Below are 15,988 nucleotides of genomic sequence, written 5' to 3'. Positions count from 1 at the left end.
GAGCGCGGCACGGTCAAGGCCGGCTCGCCGGAGGACGCGGCCTACATCATGAAGAACGCCCAGTCGGTGATCATCGTCCCCGGCTACGGCATGGCGGTGGCCCAGGCCCAGCACGCGCTGCGCGAGATGGCCGACCTGCTGAAGAAGGAGGGCGTCGAGGTCAAGTACGCCATCCAYCCGGTGGCGGGSCGCATGCCSGGGCACATGAACGTGCTGCTGGCCGAGGCCAACGTGCCCTACGACGTCCTCGACGTCGAGAAGGCCAAGACGGTGTTCTTCATCAAGCGCGGCATGGCCGCCGGCTACGCCGGTGTGGAGAACGAGCTGTTCTTCCGCCCCAACACCATGATGCTGTTCGGCGACGCCAAGAAGGTCACCGAAGAGGTCGTGAAGTCGATGGAGTGATCCGCGCCTTTACGGCTGTGGGTTAGGATGAACCCCCGGGGCAGGCTCGCCCCGGGGGTTCTTTTTTGCCATCACAAGAAACGGAGAGAGGACGCCATGCCCGCCTACATCATCGCCGACGTGAACGTGACGAATCCCGAAGCCTATGAAAACTACAAGAAACTGACCCCGAACGCGGTCGCCAAGAACGGCGGGCGCTTCATTGCCCGCGGCGGGCAGGCGGAGGAGCTGGAAGGCGGCTGGCAGCCCAACCGCGTGGTCATCCTGGAATTCCCGGACTACGCCGCCGCCAAGGCCTTCTACGACAGCCCGGAATACCGCGAGGCGCGCGAGGCCCGGAAGGGCGCCGCCGACTTCCGCATGATCGTGGTGGACGGCGCCTGACATTCCCCGGAACAAGAAAAAAGCCGTGCGGAGCCGCACGGCTTCTCTTTCGGGAAGGGAAGGGGCCCTTACGCCTTCTTGACGCCGAAGCAGTGCTCCGGACCGGGGAAGCTGCGGGCCTTCACCTCGGCGGCGTAGGTCGCGGCGGCTTCGCCGATGGCGGTGCCGAGCTGGGCGTAGCGCTTGACGAACTTGGGCTGGAACTCGCCGAACAGGCCGAACATGTCGTCCGACACCAGGACCTGCCCGTCGCAGGCGGGGGAGGCGCCGATGCCGATGGTCGGGACGGCGACATCCTCGGTGATCTGGCGGGCCAGCGACTCCATCGTGCCTTCGATGACCAGGGAGAAGGCGCCGGCTTCGGCGATGGCGCGGGCGTCGGCGCGGATGCGCTCCGCCGCCTCCGGATCGCGGCCCACCGCCTTGTAGCCGCCGAGCGCGTTGACCGACTGCGGCAGCAGGCCGACATGGCCCATCACCGGAATGCCGCGGGTGGTCAGATAGGCCACCGTCTCGGCCATCTCCAGCCCGCCTTCCACCTTCACCGCCTGGGCGCCGCTCTCCGCCATGACACGGGCGGCGTTGCGGAAGGCTACCTGCGGGCTCTCCTGGTAGCTGCCGAAGGGCAGGTCGACGACCACGCAGGCGTGGCGCGAGCCGCGCACCACGGCCGCGCCGTGGGCGATCATCATATCGAGCGTGACGGGGAGCGTGCTGTCGAAGCCGTAGACCACCATGCCCAGCGAGTCGCCGACCAGAAGCAGGTCGACATGCGGGTCCAGCAGACGGGCGACCGGAGTCGTGTAGGCGGTCAGGCAGACGATCGGCTCTCCGCCCTTGCGCGCGCGCAGCGCCGGCACGGAAACGCGCGGAGTGTCCTTGGATGCGCTCATTGGCGACCCTCCCCTTATATTTTCTTGGCAGACATTCTTGTGCGGCGAAGCGGACCGCAGATGCACCAAAACCGCCCACGCGCAGACGCGGGGCGGCAGGTGCAAGACACAAGAGGGGCAAGCGCGCGAACGCGCATGGATGCCCGGCGCGCCGAAGCGCGCCTGTCAATCCGGCGCGAAACGCGCCTGAGGATTAATAGCCCTCGCGCTCCATACGCTTGCGGAGCAGCTTGCGGGTGCGACGCACCGCTTCGGCCTTCTCACGCGCGCGCTTCTCCGAGGGCTTCTCGTAGTTCCGGCGCAGCTTCATTTCCCGGAAAATGCCCTCGCGCTGCATCTTCTTCTTCAGCGCGCGGAGGGCCTGATCGACGTTGTTGTCTCGGACCAGAACTTGCACGTTAACCGTCACCTTTATCAAGTGAGCCGAGTTGCTATGAAGCAACAAACAGGCATGCGACAGGCATGCGCTTTCGGGCGCACCCCTTGTGTGGACCTTTATGTAGCACGGACGGGGCCGCCTGTGAAGCGGAGTCTTCCAACCACGCGTGTTCCTTGGGAACAATGCGTGGGCAAAACGGTTGCCCGGCGGCCCGCGGCGCCCAGATAATAGGGCATGGCCCTGTTGAAGATCGCCCGCATGGGGCACCCGGTGCTGCGCAAGGTCGCAGACCCTGTGCCCGACCCGACGGCCCCGGAGATCCGCCGGCTGGCTTCCGACATGATCGACACCATGCTGGACGCGCCCGGAGTCGGGTTGGCGGCCCCGCAGGTGCACGAATCGCTGCGCATGATCGTGTTCCGCGTTCCCGCCCTGCGTTCCGGCGGCGAGTCGGTGGAACCGACCGTCCTCATCAACCCGGTGATCGAGCCGCTGGACGATGGGATGGAGCACGGGATGGAGGGCTGCCTGTCGATTCCCGAGCTGCGCGGCGTCGTTCCGCGATTCGCGCGCATCCGCTACCGCGGAGTCGGGCTGGACGGCGAACCCATCGAGCGCGAAGCGGCGGGGTTCCACGCCCGTGTCATCCAGCATGAATGCGATCACCTGGACGGCGTGCTTTACATCGACCGGATGACCGATCTGCGCTATCTGGCCTTCACCGACGAGGCGCATCACGTGACCGAGGCGCTGGAACAGCAGGAGGGGAGAGACTGACATGGACGCTGCGCTGGACATGGACGCGGTGCGGGACGACATCCTGCTCTCCACGCTTCCCAACATCGTGTTCGACGGCTGGAGCCTCCAGGCGCTGCGCGACGGCGCGCAGATGGCCGGCTACGACGCGGCGACCATGCACCGTGCCTTCCCCGGCGGCGTGCCGGAACTGGTCGAGCATTTCGGCGCCTGGACCGACCGCCGCATGCTGGCCGAACTGGACAAGCACCCGCTCGACGAGATGAGGGTGGGCGAGAAGATCGCGCTCGCCATCCGCACCCATTTCGAGGTGCTGGAGCCGCACATGGAGGCTAAGCGCCGCCTGCTCGCCTATCTCGCCATGCCGCAGAATTTCGGCATGGGGCTGCGGATGCTCTACCGCACGGTGGACGCCATGTGGTTCGCGGCGGGCGACACGGCGACCGACTTCAACCACTACACCAAGCGCGCCACGCTGGCCGCGGTGCTCAGCTCCGCGACCTTCTACTGGCTGGACGACCGGTCGGAGGGCCATGCGGAAACCTGGGCCTTCGTGGATCGTCGGTTGGGCGACGTGATGAGCATGGGCAAGGCGATGTCCGCCATGGGCCGCGCCGGACGCCTGCTCAGCCATCTGCCGAGCCCCGCGCGCTTCGCCCGTCAGATCCGCCAGCGCGCCGGCAACGCGCCGGTGGACACCGCGTCCGCCCACATGGCGGAAAACATCTGACGGTTCAGGCCTTTACCTTCTTGCGGGACGGTTTCTTGGCGGCGGCGGTGCGGATCGCCGCCGCCAAGGCCGGGCGGGCCCAGAGCAGCAGTTCGTCCGGGTCGTCCAGCGCCGAGTCGGGCGGCGGAAAGTAGGGCAGGACCGTCGGCTTGTCGTCGAAGGGCTTGAAAGGGCGAAGGCCCAGCGCCTCGTACTCCGAGCGGTTGCCGTCGTCGGCCTTGAAGTACAGGATGTTGCGGGCGACCAGCGCGAAGACGACACCGTCGCAATAGACCGCATAGCCGCCGAACATGCGGCGGGCGGTGATGGCCCCCAACGGTGTCAGCGACTCGCACAGGAAACGGACGAGTTCGCTGACCGTGGCCACGGAGGGCCTACTTTTTGCGGAAGGCGTCGAGCGCCACGACCTCGCCGCGCTTCGGCTCCTCGCCGGAGCGGTCGGAGTCGGGCTTGTCGGCGTCGGTCTTGGCCGTGTCGGTCTTGGCGAGCTTCGCGATGGACGGCTTCCCCCCGTCCCGACCGTCCGCAGCCTTCTTCTCCGACGCTTCGCGCGCGGGGATGGTGGCGATCTCCGCCGACTCGGCGGGCTCCACCGGCTGGAACTGGAGGGCGAAATTTTCCGACGGATCGGCGAAGGTGGTGATGGCGGCGTAAGGGATGACCAGCCGCTCATGCACGTTGTTGAAGCTCAGCGTCACCTCGAAATGATCGTCCAGCGCTTCCAGCCCATAGAACTGGTACTGGATGACGATGGTCATCTCGTTGGGATACTGGGACGACAGATATTCGGGAATGTCGACGCCCGGGTAACCCGTCCGGAAGGTCAGGTAGAAGTGATGATCGCCGGGGAGCCCGCGGTCCGTCACCTGGCGGAGCGCGTCACGGACGACACCGCGCAGGGCGGCCTCGACCATGCGGTCATAACGCAACTGCTCTCTCGGCATTCTTGGGCGGGTCCTTAACGCCAGACGGGTAAGTGTGGGCCTTCTGTTGCTAGGCGGCCCACGGCCCCACCCTCAGGTGCTACCCATCGGGGATTGATTTCGGTCAGTCACCGCCGTTAGGCGGCAACGGCGACCGGAGCAACGTTGTCGTTGGCAACTATTGCAATGGCCCGATAACGGCGGAACCATGCCGGGCGAAGACCATGCCTTTACCACGCGTGTCGATCCTATTTCGCCCCCAACGAACCCGCTCCCTACGGCAACGCCCGAGAGACCGGTGGTTTGTTTGGTGGAGGCGCCGGGTACCGCCCCCGGGTCCACAACGCTTATTCCGCAAGGCGTTTATCGCCATAGTCGGCTGCTGCCGACGGACCCAATATAGGCCCTTCGCCCGGCGTTGGAAAGGGGGTGCCGCGGATTCTGAGCGGAGGTCTCCGCGAAAGGGATGACTGTGCGGGTTCGCGGACGTAGAGTGCCGCCCGAATTCAGTCCCCGGAGTACCCATGCCGATCACGCCCGAGCAGCGCGCCGAGATCGACCGCCTGCGCGCCGTCACCGCCACCACCCGCCGCGCCACCGTTCCGGCCCTGGAGGAGATCCTCTATGAGCCGATCGAGGTCCTGGACCACGGCTTCGTGCGCGTCGTCGATTACATGGGCGACGATTCGGCCGTCGTCCAGGCGGCGCGCGTGTCCTACGGCAAGGGCACCAAGAAGGTCACCGAGGACGCCGGCCTCATCAAGTATCTGATGCGCCATCGCCACTCGACGCCGTTCGAGATGTGCGAGATCAAGTTCCACGTCAAACTGCCGATCTTCGTCGCCCGTCAGTGGATTCGCCACCGCACGGCGAACGTCAACGAATACTCCGCGCGCTACTCCATCCTCGACCGCGAGTTCTACATCCCGACGCCCGAGAACCTGGGCGCCCAGGCCGTCGTCAACCGGCAGGGCCGCGGCGACGTCCTCCAGGGCGACGAGGCGGCGGCGGTGATGAAGCTGCTGCGCGACGATTCGGAGACGGTCTACGCCCATTACGAGGAGATGCTGAACCAGCGCGAGGACGGCACCACCATCGAGGAGGGCCGCCAGGGTCTGGCGCGCGAGCTGGCGCGCATGAACCTGACGCTGAACTATTACACCCAGTGGTACTGGAAGGTCGATCTCCACAACCTCCTGCATTTCCTCAGCCTGCGCGCCGACCCGCACGCCCAGTACGAGATCCGCGTCTACGCGGAGGCCATGCTGGACGTGGTGAAGCGCTGGGTCCCCGCCGTGTTCGACGCCTTCAGCGAGTACCGGCTGGGCGGCACCCACATGTCGAAGACCGGGCTGGAGGTCGTGAAGCGCCTGCTGTCCGGCGAGGCGGTGACCCAGGAGGCCAGCGGCCTGTCCAAGCGCGAATGGCGGGAGCTGATGGACCAGCTCGGCCGCGCCGAGTAACGCCCGCTTCAACTGTGTAAGGACCAACCGTCATGACGCCGCCCCCGATGACTCCGCACGAGGCCGATGGACTCCACCGCCAGGGCCTCGTCGCGGCGCAGGCCGGGCGGTTCGACGAGGCTGTGGACCTGATCGGGCGGGCCATCGCCGCCTATCCCTCGGTCGCCGTCTGGTGGGCCAACTACGGGCTGGTGATGGAAAGCCTGGGCGATGTCGCCGGGGCGGCCAACGCCTATGCCGGGGCGCTGAACCTCGATCCGTCGCTGGAGATGGCGATGGACGGGCTGCTCACCATGGCGGAGGCGGTGCGCCGGGCCGGCGATTCGGCCCGCGCGGAGGCCTTCTTCCGCCGCGCCATCGCGCTGAACCCGAAGACGCTGGCTGCCGTCGCCAATCTGGGCGTGCTGCTGCGCGCCCAGGCCCGGCGGGCGGAGGCGGTGACGCTCTATGAGAGGGCCGGGCGGCTCGATCCGGCCAACTGGGCGCACCACTACAACCTCGGCAACGCGCTGGCCGAGATGAACCGGCTGGGCGAGGCCGATGATGCCTATGGGGCCGCGCTCACCCTGGCGCCGGGCCGGGCGGAGGTGCGGGCGAACCGCGCCACCCGCGTGCTCGCCATGCAGGGGCGGGCAGAGGAGGCCTTGGCGGAGATCGACGCCGTAGTGGGGCAGCATGGCACCGTCGACTCGCTGCACGCCTCGCGCCTCTACCTGATGCAGTTCGTGCCGGGGCTGGCCATGCCGGCCATCGCCCAGGCCCACGCGGACTGGGGCGCCCGCTACCCCGACCGTCCGGCGCCCGCGGTGGCCGCTCCGGCGCCGAAGATGCGCATCGGCTATGTCTCGCCGGATTTCCGCGCCCATCCGGTGGGCTTCTTCCTGGAGCCGGTGCTGGCAAATCACGACCGCGACGCCTTCGAGGTCGTCTGCTATGCCAACACCGCCAACCCGGACTGGAAGACCGAGCGGCTGATGGCCCAGGCCGACCACTGGGTCTGGACCACCGGCATGGACGACGGGGCTCTGACTCAGCGCATCCAGGCGGACGGCATCCACATCCTGGTCGATCTGGCGGGCCACACCTTCGGCAACCGCCTGCCGGTCTTTGCGCGGCGTCCGGCGCCGGTGCAGGCGACCTGGGCGGGCTATGTCGGCACCACCGGCCTGCCGGCCATTGACTACCTGATTTCCGATTCGCGGCAGAGCCCGCCGGGGTCGGACGGCTGGTGCATCGAGGGCGTGGTGCGCATGCCCGACGCCTACGTGCCCTGGGCGCCGCCCGAGGACGCGCCGCCGGTCGCACCGCTGCCGCTGGCGACGCGCGGTCACGCCACCTTCGGCTCCTTCAACGCGCTGCCCAAGCTGAACGCGGAGGTCGCGGCGCTGTGGGCGCGCGTGCTGGGCGCCGTCCCCGGCTCCCGCCTGCTGCTGCGCACACCGGGGCTGGACGACGCCGGCACCGCCGCGCGCACGCTGGCCCTGTTCGAGCGGGCCGGGCTGGACCCGGCGCGGGTGGATCTGCGGGGCGGGGCGCCGCACCGGGAGTTCCTGGCCAGCTACGGCGAAGTCGATGTGGCGCTCGACCCCTTCCCCTACTCGGGCGGGCTGACGACTCTGGAGGCGCTGTGGATGGGCGTGCCGGTGGTGACGCTGGGCGGCGACCGTTTCTGCGCCCGCCATTCGGTGACGCACCTCGCCTCGGCGGGGCTGTCCGATCTGGTCACGGACGGGCCGGACGGCTACGTCGCCAAGGCGGCGGCGCTGGTTGCCGACCCGGCGGGGCTGGCGGCCCTGCGCGGCGGGTTGCAGGACCGGCTGGCGGCGTCCCCGGCGCTGAACGGCGTGCGCTTCACCCGCGCGCTGGAGGCCGCCTTCGGCGTGATGTGGCAGCGCTTCCAGGCCGGGCAGGGGCGGGCGAGCTTCGCCCTGAGCTTTGATTAAGCCAGCTTTGACTGAGCGGGATCAGGCGCGCTCGGACCCCGGTGCGCCGGTGCTCCACAGCAGCCCCAGCACCACGCCCTTGCAGCGCGGCAGCAGCAGGCCGGTCAGCAGCAGGGTCAGCAACGGCCAGATGGTGAGATGCACCCAGGTCGCCGGCTCGTAGCTCTGCTCGACCGACAGCACCGCCGGGATGATGATGTGGCCGACGATCAGGATGGTCATCCAGGGCGGGGCGTCGTCGGCGCGCAGGTGGCCGAAGGCCTCGCCGCAATGGGTGCAGTGGTCCACCGGCTTCAGGTAGTTCCGCAGCAGGCGCCCGCGTCCGCAGGCCGGGCAGTTGCCCATCAGCCCGCGCAGCGCCGCCGTCGTCTTCGACCGCGCGCCGTCTTCCGCCCCATCGTTCACCGACCTGTCTTCCGCCGTCATGACCGTCCCCCCTGCGATCCGCTCCCCGAAGGGGCTCATATGGGGAGGGAGCGACCGATCGTCACGCCGTTCCGTCGTCCGCACTTCGGCATTGCGCCGCGCGCAGGGCCTCGACGCGGCGGGCGATGTTCTCCAGCCGCATCTGAAGCTCATGGGCGCACAGCGCGTGCGCGGCGGCGCGGGCTTCGGCCTCGATGTCGGCGATGGCGGATTCGAGGGCTTGGAGTCGGGCGTCGCGCGGGTCTTCGCTCATCGGATTCCTGCTCCGGCAGTTGACGGACCGGCCCCTGGGCGTCTACGGGATGCACAAACCCCCTCCGGGAGCCTGGAGCCATGACGATCACCCGCCTGTTTCTCGCCGCCGCTACGGCGGCCGTCGCGCTGACCAGCGCCGCCGCCTTCGCCCAGACCAAGACCGTCGCGATCACCGCCATCGTCGAGCATCCGGCGCTGGACGCCACGCGCGACGGCGTGATCGAGGCGCTGAAGGCCGCTGGCTACACGCCGGGTGACACCCTGAAGGTCGAGTATCAGAGCGCCCAGGGCAACCCCGCAACCGCCGCGCAGATCGCGCGCCAGTTCGCCGGCGCCCGTCCGGACGTGATCGTTCCGATCTCCACCCCCTCGGCCCAGGCCGTCGTCGCCTCGACCCGCGACATTCCGGTGGTCTTCACCGCGGTGACCGACCCGGTCGGCGCGCAGCTCGTCCGCAGCCTGGACAAGCCGGGCGCCAACGTGACCGGCGTGTCGGACATGGCCCCGGTGGCCGAGCATGTCGCGCTGATCCGCGAGATCGTGCCGTCGGTCAAGCGTCTGGGCGTCCTCTACAACGCCGGCGAGCCGAACTCCGTCTCGCTGGTCAAGGCGCTGAAGCTGGAGGCGCAGAAGGCCGGGCTGACCGTGGTGGAGGCGACCGCCACCAAGTCCGCCGACGCCCAGCCCGCCGCCCGCAGCCTCGTCGGCAAGGCCGACGCGCTCTACGTGCCGCTGGACAACACGGTCGTCTCGGCGCTGGAGAGCGTCGTGGCGGTGGGCCAGCAGGCCAAGCTGCCGGTCTTCTCCGCCGACACCGACAGCGTGGCGCGCGGCACGGTGGCCTCCATCGGCTTCGACTACCGGCAGGTCGGCCGCCAGACCGGCGAGGCCGTGGTCCGCATCCTGAAGGGCGAGAAGCCGGGCGACGTTCCGGTGACCTTCGCCAAGGGCACCGACCTGTTCGTGAACCCGAAATCCGCGGCGGCGATGGGCGTGACCATCCCCGAGGCGGTGACCCAGCGCGCGACCAAGGTGGTCGGGCAGTAAGTTGTTTCGCAGCAAGTTGTTTCATTGATGGGGAGTGGTTGCGCCGGGCCCCCCTCCCGACCTCCCCCCGCTTTCGCAGGGGGAGGAGAAAGCCCTCCCCTGCGGAGCGGGGGAGGGTTTGGGTGGGGGCCCGCCTCGACATTCCCCAAGGACCAATCATGAGTGAAATCGCCTTCTTCGGGGCCGTCGAGATCGGGCTGGTGTACGCGCTGGTCGCTCTCGGCGTGTACCTGTCCTTCCGGGTGCTCGATTTCCCGGACCTGACGGTGGACGGCAGCTTCCCGCTGGGGGCCGCGGTCTGCGCCACGCTGCTGGTCGCCGGGGTCAACCCGTGGATCGCCAGCCTCGTCGCGGCGTTGGCCGGATCGATGGCCGGGCTGGTCACGGCGACGCTGAACGTTCGCTTCAAGATCCTGCATCTGCTGGCCAGCATCCTGACCATGATCGCGCTGTTCTCGGTGAACCTGCGCGTGATGGGCCGCCCGAACGTGGCGCTGCTGATGCAGGACACGGTGCTGACGCCCTTCTACGGGCTGGGGCTGCCCGACCATGTGGTGCGGCCGCTGGTCGTGCTGGTCGTCGTCGTCGCCGTCGTCCTGCTGCTGTCCCGCTTCCTGAACAGCGAGTTCGGCCTCGCCATGCGGGCGACCGGGGTCAACGCCCGGATGGCCCGGGCGCAGGGGGTGCAGACGGACTTCCATATCTACGCCGGCATGGCCCTGTCGAACGGGCTGTGCGCCCTGGCCGGCGCGCTGTTCGCCCAGACCAACGGCTTCGCCGACGTGACCACCGGCATCGGCACCATCGTGGTCGGTCTGGCCGCGGTGATCGTCGGCGAGACGGTGCTGCCGGCCCGCACGATGCTGTGGGCGCTGGTCGGCTGCGTCGTCGGCTCCATCCTCTACCGTCTGGCGGTCCAGCTGGCCCTGTCGGCGGACGCCATCGGGCTCCAGGCCTCCGACCTCAACCTCGTCACCGCCGTCCTGGTCGCGGTGGCGCTGATCCTGCCGCGGATGCGGCTGAAAGCCGCATCGAAGAAGAGGGAGGCCGCCCGATGATCACGGTCAACGGCATCCACGTCACCTTCGGGCGCGGCACCCCGCTGGAGAAGCACGCCCTGCGCGGCGTCGACCTGACGATCCCGGAAGGGCAGTTCGTCACCGTCATCGGCTCCAACGGCGCCGGCAAATCCACTTTCCTGGGCGCGCTGGCCGGCGACGTGATCGCCGAGGAGGGCAGCATCGCCATCGACGGGGTGGACGTCACCCGCTGGGCGACGCCGAAGCGCGCCTCGCTGGTCGCCCGCGTCTTCCAGGACCCGATGGTCGGAAGCTGCACCGCGCTGACCATCGAGGAGAACATGGCGCTGGCCGCCGCCCGCGGGCGCCGCCGCGGCCTGGGCTTCGCCCTGCGCGGCGACCGCCGCCGGCATTTCCGCGAGCGCATCGCGGAGCTGGGGCTGGGGCTGGAGAACCGGCTGCACGACCGCATGGGCCTGCTGTCCGGCGGGCAGCGGCAGGCGGTCAGCCTGTTGATGGCGACGCTCGCCGGGTCGAAGATTCTGCTTCTCGACGAGCACACGGCGGCGCTCGACCCCGGAACGGCGGAGTTCGTGCTGGGCTTGACCCGCCGCATCGTCGAGGAGAACCGGCTGACCACCCTGATGGTCACCCACTCCATGCGGCAGGCGCTGGACTACGGCGACCGCACGGTGATGCTGCACGAAGGGCGGATCGTGCTCGACGTGTCGGGGGAGCAGCGTGCCGGGCTGGACGTGCCGCATCTGCTGGCGCTGTTCGCCAAGCAGCGCGGCGGCGAGGACATCACCGACGACAGCCTGCTGATCGGCTGAGGCGGGGGAGGGGCGTCAGACGGTCTTGCGGTCGCGCTCCTCCACCGGGTCCTCGCGGTCGGCCTCGAACAGGGCCTGAAGCTCGGCGGCGGCCTGGCGGGAGGTCTGGATCAGGCGGTTCTCGTCGTGGTGCACGGCGTGCTGCCGGATCAGCGTGCGCTCGTCGTGCTCGCGGAAGGTGTCCAGCGTGTGGCGGGTTTCCTCCGGCGGCAGGCCCAGCGATTCCAGAACGCCACCGGTCAGTCGCAGGCTCGAATCGTAGGTTTCGCGCACGAAATGCGTGACCCCGCGGTCCATCAGGAAATGGGCGTGGCGGCGGTTGCGGGCGCGGGCGTGGATGACGAGGTGGGGGAAATGGCGCGTCGCCAGCTCCACCACGCGCAGCGACTGCTCCATGTCCTCCAGCGCCACCACCAGCACCTTGGCCTTGTCGGCACCGGCGGCGCGCAGCAGGTCGAGCCGCGACGGGTCGCCGTAATAGACCTTGTTGCCGAAGCGCCGCACGACATCGACCTGCTCGGCGCTCTGCTCCAGCGCCGTGAAGGGAATGCCGCGCAGCCGCAGCACGCGGCCGACGATCTGCCCGACCCGGCCGAAGCCGCAGATCAGCACCGGCGGCTCCCCGTCCGGCGCGATGGTGTCGTAGGGGCGGACGGGCTTGACGATCAGGCGCGGCGCCAGCCAGCGCTCCTCCGTGGCGAAGACGAAGGGGGTGGCGATCATCGACAGCGTGACCACCAGCATGGCCGTCGCCGCCTGCCCCCCGCTCATCGCCCCGACGCCGACGGCCAGCCCGAACAGCACGAAGCCGAACTCGCCGCCCTGGCTCAGCACGGTGGACAGCCGCACCGACCCGCCCGTGCGCAGGCCGGACAGGCGGGCAAGCCCGAACAGCGCCGCCGCCTTCAAAGCCATCAGCCCGAGCGCCAGCGAGAGGTAGCGGACCGGCTCGGCCATCAGCGCGGCCACGTCGGCCCCCATGCCCACCGACACGAAGAACAGGCCGAGCAGCAACCCCTCGAACGGCGCGATGTCCGCCTGCACCTCGTGCCGGTACTCCGAGTCGGACAGCAGCACCCCGGCCATGAAGGCGCCGAGCGACATCGACAGCCCCGCCCAGGCGGCGAACAGGGCGGTGCCCAGCACGATCAGCAGGGCGGTGGCGGTGAAGATCTCCGGCGTGCGGGCGCCGTCCACGGCGCGCAGCACGGGACGCAGCAGGTAGCGCCCGCCGGCGAGGATCGCCGCGATCGCGCCGCCGGCCTTCAGCACGGCCAGCCACGCCGTCCCCGCGTCCGGAACCTCCCCGGCGCCGTGGCCGAGCAGCGGCAGCAGCGCCACCGCCGGGATGATGGCAAGGTCCTGGAACAGCAGGATGGAGAAGGCGCTGCGCCCGGCGTTGGTGGTCAGCAGTTCCCGCTCCGCCAGCATGGGCAGCACCATGGCGGTGGAGGAGAGGGACAGGCCGAATCCAGTCACCGCGGCGGCGGCGGGGGTGAAGCCCAGCAGGAAAATGGTGGCGGCGGCGATCAGGACGGCGGTCACCGCGACCTGCGCACCGCCGAGCCCCAGGACCGATCGGCGCATCACCCACAGGCGGGCGGGGCGCAGTTCCAGCCCGATCAGGAAGAGCAGCATGATGACGCCGAGTTCGGAGACGTGGCGGATCGCCTCGACGTCTGTCACCAGCCCGAGCCCGCCCGGACCGATGGCCAGCCCCGCTGCGAGATAGCCGAGCGGCCCGCCGAAGCCGATCCGCTTGGCCACCGGCACCGCCAGGACCACGGCGGCCAGCAGCACCACCAACGTCACGAAATCCGGCATCGGCCCCGTCCGCGCTGTGTCGAGGGACGGAATATGGGGGGCGGCAGCCCCCGGCAAAGGATTGCCCCCTCCCTAACCCTCCCCCGCTTCGCAGGGGAGGGAACCGAACTCCCTCTCCTGCGTCAGCGGGGGAGGGAAGGGACCCGCGGCGCAAGCCGTGGGAAGGGTGGGGGCAAGTACGCTGCCTTACGACACCACGATCCGCGGTGCCGCGCGGGCCGGGCCCTGCTCGCCGGCGATCTTCTCCCACACCCGCTTGGCGATTCCGCGGTAGACCTTCGCGTGTTCCGACTCGGGCTGGGACACCACGATGGGCTGGCCCTGGTCGGAGGTTTCGCGGATGTCGAGGTGCAGCGGGACCTCGCCGAGGAACTCCATGCCCAGGTCCGTGGCCTCCTTGCGGGCGCCGCCGTGGCTGAAGATGTCCGTGCGGTGGCCGCAGTTGGGGCAGCAGAAATAGCTCATGTTCTCGATGATGCCGAGGACGGGCACGTCGACGCGGCGGAACATGTTCAGCCCCTTACGGGCGTCCAGGAGCGCGATGTCCTGCGGGGTCGAGACGATGATCGCCCCGGCCAGCGGCACCTGCTGCGCCATGGTGAGCTGGGCGTCGCCGGTGCCCGGCGGCATGTCGACCACCAGAACGTCGAGCGTGCCCCAGTTCACGTCGCGCAGCATCTGCTGGAGCGCGCTCATCACCATCGGGCCGCGCCAGATCATCGGCGTGTCCTCGGCGACCAGGAAGCCCATCGACATCACCTTGATGCCGTAGTTCTCCATCGGCTCCAGGATTTTGCCGTCGCGGCTGGTCGGCCGGCCGGAGATGCCCAGCATGCGCGGCATGGACGGGCCGTAGATGTCGGCGTCCAGAAGCCCGACCTTCAACCCGTTCGCCGCCATGGCGAGGGCAAGGTTGCTGGCCGTGGTGGACTTGCCGACGCCGCCCTTGCCCGACGCGACGGCGACGATGGCCTTCACGCCCGGCACCAGCGGCTTCTGCTCCGCCGGCTGCCCATGGGAGTGGCCGCCGTGGGAATGGCCATGGCCGCCATGGGCGTGCCCATGATCGTGCCCGTGACCCTGCTGCGGGGCGGCACCCTGGCCGGCGGGGCGGTGCGCCGTCAGGACCGCGGTGACCGACAGGACGCCCGGCAGGGCCTCCACCGCTTTCTCGGCGGCGTGGCGCACCGGCTCGGCCTGGGCACCGCGCTTCGGGTCCACCTCGATCGAAAAGGCGACGTGCCCGTCACGCACGACAAGACCGGACAACATGCCGAGGCTGACGACGTCCTTGCCCCGTTCCGGATCGACAACCGTCCTCAGAGCTTCAAGGACTTGAGCTTCGCTGACCTGCGCCATGGTTGAAAACTCCGCTTCCTTCCCGATATTGGCGGATATCCGTCGGTGAAATCCTTCCCCGAATGGGATGGGCACTATAGGGCCGGCGGACAATAATGGTAAAGGGATCGGACGGTCCGGAAACGATTTGTTTTCCGGAATTTCCGTCCCAAGAATTGAGAGAGCGCGAAGGGGAACGAACGGAATGCCGTGGAGCAATCAGGGAGGGGGCGGCGGTGGCGGCCCCTGGGGTCCTCCGCCGGGTGGTGGCGGTCAGAATCCGTGGGGACGTCCGCCGGGTGGCGGTGGCGGCGGTGGTAGCGGTGGCGGAGGGCCGCAGCCGCCGGACCTGGAGGATCTGCTGCGCCGCGGCCAGGACCGCCTGAAGCGGGTGATGCCGGGCGGCGTCGGCAGCGGCCGGGGCATCGCGCTCGTCGTCGGCCTGCTGGCCGTGGTCTGGCTGGCCAGCGGCATCTACCGCGTCGAGGCGGACGAGCAGGGCGTCGTGCTGCGCTTCGGCCAGTGGGTGCGCACCGAACAGCCCGGTCTGCGCTACCACCTGCCGTCGCCCATCGAAACGGTGCTGATGCCCAAGGTGACGCGCGTCAACCGGATCGAGGTCGGCTACCGCTCGGCCGGCGACGGCCGCCGCGGCGACCGCGACGTTCCCGACGAATCGCTGATGCTGACCGGCGACGAGAATATCGTCGACATCGACTTCACCGTCTTCTGGGTCATCAAGGACGCGGGCCAGTATCTGTTCAAGATCCGCGACCCCGAGGCCACCGTGAAGAAGGCGGCGGAAAGCGCGATGCGCGAGGTGATCGGCCGCACCGACCTGCAGCCGGCCCTGACCGAGGCCCGTCAGCAGATCGAAACCTCCACCCGTGGGCTCCTCCAGGCCATGCTGGACGACTATGAGGGTGGCATCGAGGTGACGCAGGTGCAGCTGCAGAAGGCCGACCCGCCGTCGCCCGTCATCGACGCCTTCAACGACGTGCAGCGCGCCCGCGCCGACCGCGAACGCGCCCGCAACGAGGCCGAGGCCTATCGGAACGACGTGATCCCGCGCGCCCGAGGCGATGCGGAGCGGCTGATCCAGGAAGCGTCCGCCTACCGCGAGCAGGTCGTGAGCTTGGCCCAGGGTGACGCCGACCGCTTCCGCAAGGTCTACGACGCCTACTCGACCGCCAAGGACGTGACCGCCAAGCGCATGTATCTGGAAACCATGGAAGAGATCCTGAGCGGCGCCAACAAGGTCATCATCGACGGCAACGCGCAGGGCGCCCAGGGCGTGGTTCCCTATCTGCCGCTCAACCAGCTTCAGCCGGCCCCGGCGCGGCCCGCCGGCCAGCAGCCGGCCCGTTGAG

At 69.2% G+C, this 15,988-nt stretch carries 18 protein-coding genes and 1 other RNA gene; 10 read left to right on the top strand and 9 right to left on the bottom strand.

The genetic code is table 11. The features are described from left to right. Positions 1-405, top strand: a 405-nt coding sequence (locus AC1DVI_RS21185; RefSeq protein WP_476959650.1) for an NAD(P)(+) transhydrogenase (Re/Si-specific) subunit beta, incomplete at its 5' end; no start/stop codon positions are given. 96 nt (positions 406-501) lie between these two features. Next, on the top strand, positions 502-789 hold the full coding sequence (locus AC1DVI_RS21180) for a DUF1330 domain-containing protein (protein WP_149469035.1): 288 nt from the start codon (positions 502-504) through the stop codon (positions 787-789). A 68-nt stretch (positions 790-857) separates the two neighbouring features. On the opposite strand, the gene panB is transcribed toward AC1DVI_RS21180, so the two are convergent. Together panB and rpsU are read right to left on the bottom strand one after the other, a co-directional pair. Beyond that, a complete protein-coding gene (gene panB / locus AC1DVI_RS21175) occupies positions 858-1,682 on the bottom strand; it encodes a 3-methyl-2-oxobutanoate hydroxymethyltransferase (RefSeq protein WP_476959649.1) in 825 nt (274 codons plus the stop codon). A gap of 193 nt (positions 1,683-1,875) precedes the next feature. Continuing rightward, positions 1,876-2,079 carry a 30S ribosomal protein S21 gene (rpsU, locus tag AC1DVI_RS21170; RefSeq protein WP_012974546.1) on the bottom strand — a complete coding sequence of 68 codons (204 nt, stop codon included), beginning with the start codon at positions 2,077-2,079 and terminating at the stop codon, positions 1,876-1,878. Between the two features lie 216 nt (positions 2,080-2,295). Between rpsU and def the strand changes: the two genes are divergently transcribed. Together def and AC1DVI_RS21160 are read left to right on the top strand one after the other, a co-directional pair. Further along, positions 2,296-2,838 (top strand): peptide deformylase, encoded by a 543-nt coding sequence (gene def, locus AC1DVI_RS21165; RefSeq protein ID WP_476959648.1) that lies wholly within the window; start codon positions 2,296-2,298, stop codon positions 2,836-2,838. Position 2,839: 1 nt separating this feature from the next. Then, positions 2,840-3,547 (top strand): COQ9 family protein, encoded by a 708-nt coding sequence (locus tag AC1DVI_RS21160; RefSeq protein WP_476959647.1) that lies wholly within the window; start codon positions 2,840-2,842, stop codon positions 3,545-3,547. A 4-nt stretch (positions 3,548-3,551) separates the two neighbouring features. Here the strand turns inward: AC1DVI_RS21160 and AC1DVI_RS21155 are convergent, their stop codons facing one another. The 3 genes from AC1DVI_RS21155 to ssrA all read right to left on the bottom strand — a co-directional run bounded on the left by AC1DVI_RS21155 (position 3,552) and on the right by ssrA (position 4,899). Further along, positions 3,552-3,914 carry a TfoX/Sxy family protein gene (locus tag AC1DVI_RS21155; RefSeq protein WP_476959646.1) on the bottom strand — a complete coding sequence of 121 codons (363 nt, stop codon included), beginning with the start codon at positions 3,912-3,914 and terminating at the stop codon, positions 3,552-3,554. A 7-nt stretch (positions 3,915-3,921) separates the two neighbouring features. Further along, positions 3,922-4,491, bottom strand: a complete 570-nt coding sequence (locus tag AC1DVI_RS21150) for an SspB family protein (RefSeq protein WP_476959645.1) — start codon at positions 4,489-4,491, stop codon at positions 3,922-3,924. Between the two features lie 31 nt (positions 4,492-4,522). Then, positions 4,523-4,899: a transfer-messenger RNA gene (gene ssrA / locus AC1DVI_RS21145) on the bottom strand. Between the two features lie 95 nt (positions 4,900-4,994). On the opposite strand from ssrA, the gene thyX reads away from it, so the two are divergent. Both thyX and AC1DVI_RS21135 read left to right on the top strand, forming a co-directional pair. Beyond that, positions 4,995-5,933: an FAD-dependent thymidylate synthase gene (thyX, locus tag AC1DVI_RS21140; RefSeq protein WP_038528629.1), complete on the top strand. Its 939-nt coding sequence runs from the start codon at positions 4,995-4,997 to the stop codon at positions 5,931-5,933. A gap of 32 nt (positions 5,934-5,965) precedes the next feature. Continuing rightward, the gene (locus AC1DVI_RS21135; RefSeq protein ID WP_476959644.1) at positions 5,966-7,876 is read left to right on the top strand and encodes an O-linked N-acetylglucosamine transferase, SPINDLY family protein; all 1,911 of its coding nucleotides are present in this window, start codon (positions 5,966-5,968) and stop codon (positions 7,874-7,876) included. A gap of 21 nt (positions 7,877-7,897) precedes the next feature. Here AC1DVI_RS21135 and AC1DVI_RS21130 read toward each other — a convergent pair whose 3' ends face one another. Then, positions 7,898-8,302, bottom strand: coding sequence for a DUF983 domain-containing protein (locus tag AC1DVI_RS21130; protein WP_445959911.1), 405 nt, complete (start codon positions 8,300-8,302; stop codon positions 7,898-7,900). A gap of 61 nt (positions 8,303-8,363) precedes the next feature. Beyond that, on the bottom strand, positions 8,364-8,555 hold the full coding sequence (locus AC1DVI_RS21125; RefSeq protein WP_476959643.1) for a hypothetical protein: 192 nt from the start codon (positions 8,553-8,555) through the stop codon (positions 8,364-8,366). 80 nt (positions 8,556-8,635) lie between these two features. Between AC1DVI_RS21125 and AC1DVI_RS21120 the strand changes: the two genes are divergently transcribed. From AC1DVI_RS21120 to AC1DVI_RS21110, 3 genes are all read left to right on the top strand, one after another. Next, the gene (locus tag AC1DVI_RS21120; protein WP_476959642.1) at positions 8,636-9,604 is read left to right on the top strand and encodes an ABC transporter substrate-binding protein; all 969 of its coding nucleotides are present in this window, start codon (positions 8,636-8,638) and stop codon (positions 9,602-9,604) included. Positions 9,605-9,762: 158 nt separating this feature from the next. Then, positions 9,763-10,662 carry an ABC transporter permease gene (locus AC1DVI_RS21115; RefSeq protein ID WP_476959641.1) on the top strand — a complete coding sequence of 300 codons (900 nt, stop codon included), beginning with the start codon at positions 9,763-9,765 and terminating at the stop codon, positions 10,660-10,662. Beyond that, positions 10,659-11,456 carry an ABC transporter ATP-binding protein gene (locus tag AC1DVI_RS21110; RefSeq protein WP_237903901.1) on the top strand — a complete coding sequence of 266 codons (798 nt, stop codon included), beginning with the start codon at positions 10,659-10,661 and terminating at the stop codon, positions 11,454-11,456. Before AC1DVI_RS21115 ends, AC1DVI_RS21110 begins: the two co-directional genes overlap by 4 nt. 15 nt (positions 11,457-11,471) lie before the next feature. Here the strand turns inward: AC1DVI_RS21110 and AC1DVI_RS21105 are convergent, their stop codons facing one another. Continuing rightward, on the bottom strand, positions 11,472-13,280 hold the full coding sequence (locus AC1DVI_RS21105; RefSeq protein ID WP_476959640.1) for a monovalent cation:proton antiporter-2 (CPA2) family protein: 1,809 nt from the start codon (positions 13,278-13,280) through the stop codon (positions 11,472-11,474). A 186-nt stretch (positions 13,281-13,466) separates the two neighbouring features. Continuing rightward, on the bottom strand, positions 13,467-14,639 hold the full coding sequence (gene apbC, locus AC1DVI_RS21100) for an iron-sulfur cluster carrier protein ApbC (RefSeq protein WP_476959639.1): 1,173 nt from the start codon (positions 14,637-14,639) through the stop codon (positions 13,467-13,469). Positions 14,640-14,823: 184 nt separating this feature from the next. Between apbC and hflK the strand changes: the two genes are divergently transcribed. Further along, positions 14,824-15,987 carry an FtsH protease activity modulator HflK gene (gene hflK / locus AC1DVI_RS21095; protein WP_476959638.1) on the top strand — a complete coding sequence of 388 codons (1,164 nt, stop codon included), beginning with the start codon at positions 14,824-14,826 and terminating at the stop codon, positions 15,985-15,987. Position 15,988: the final 1 nt, after the last annotated feature.

The organism is Azospirillum sp. P4_B5 (assembly GCF_056402275.1).
Note: the sequence above shows the minus strand (reverse complement) of the source record. Positions and strands in the feature narration are given on the sequence as shown.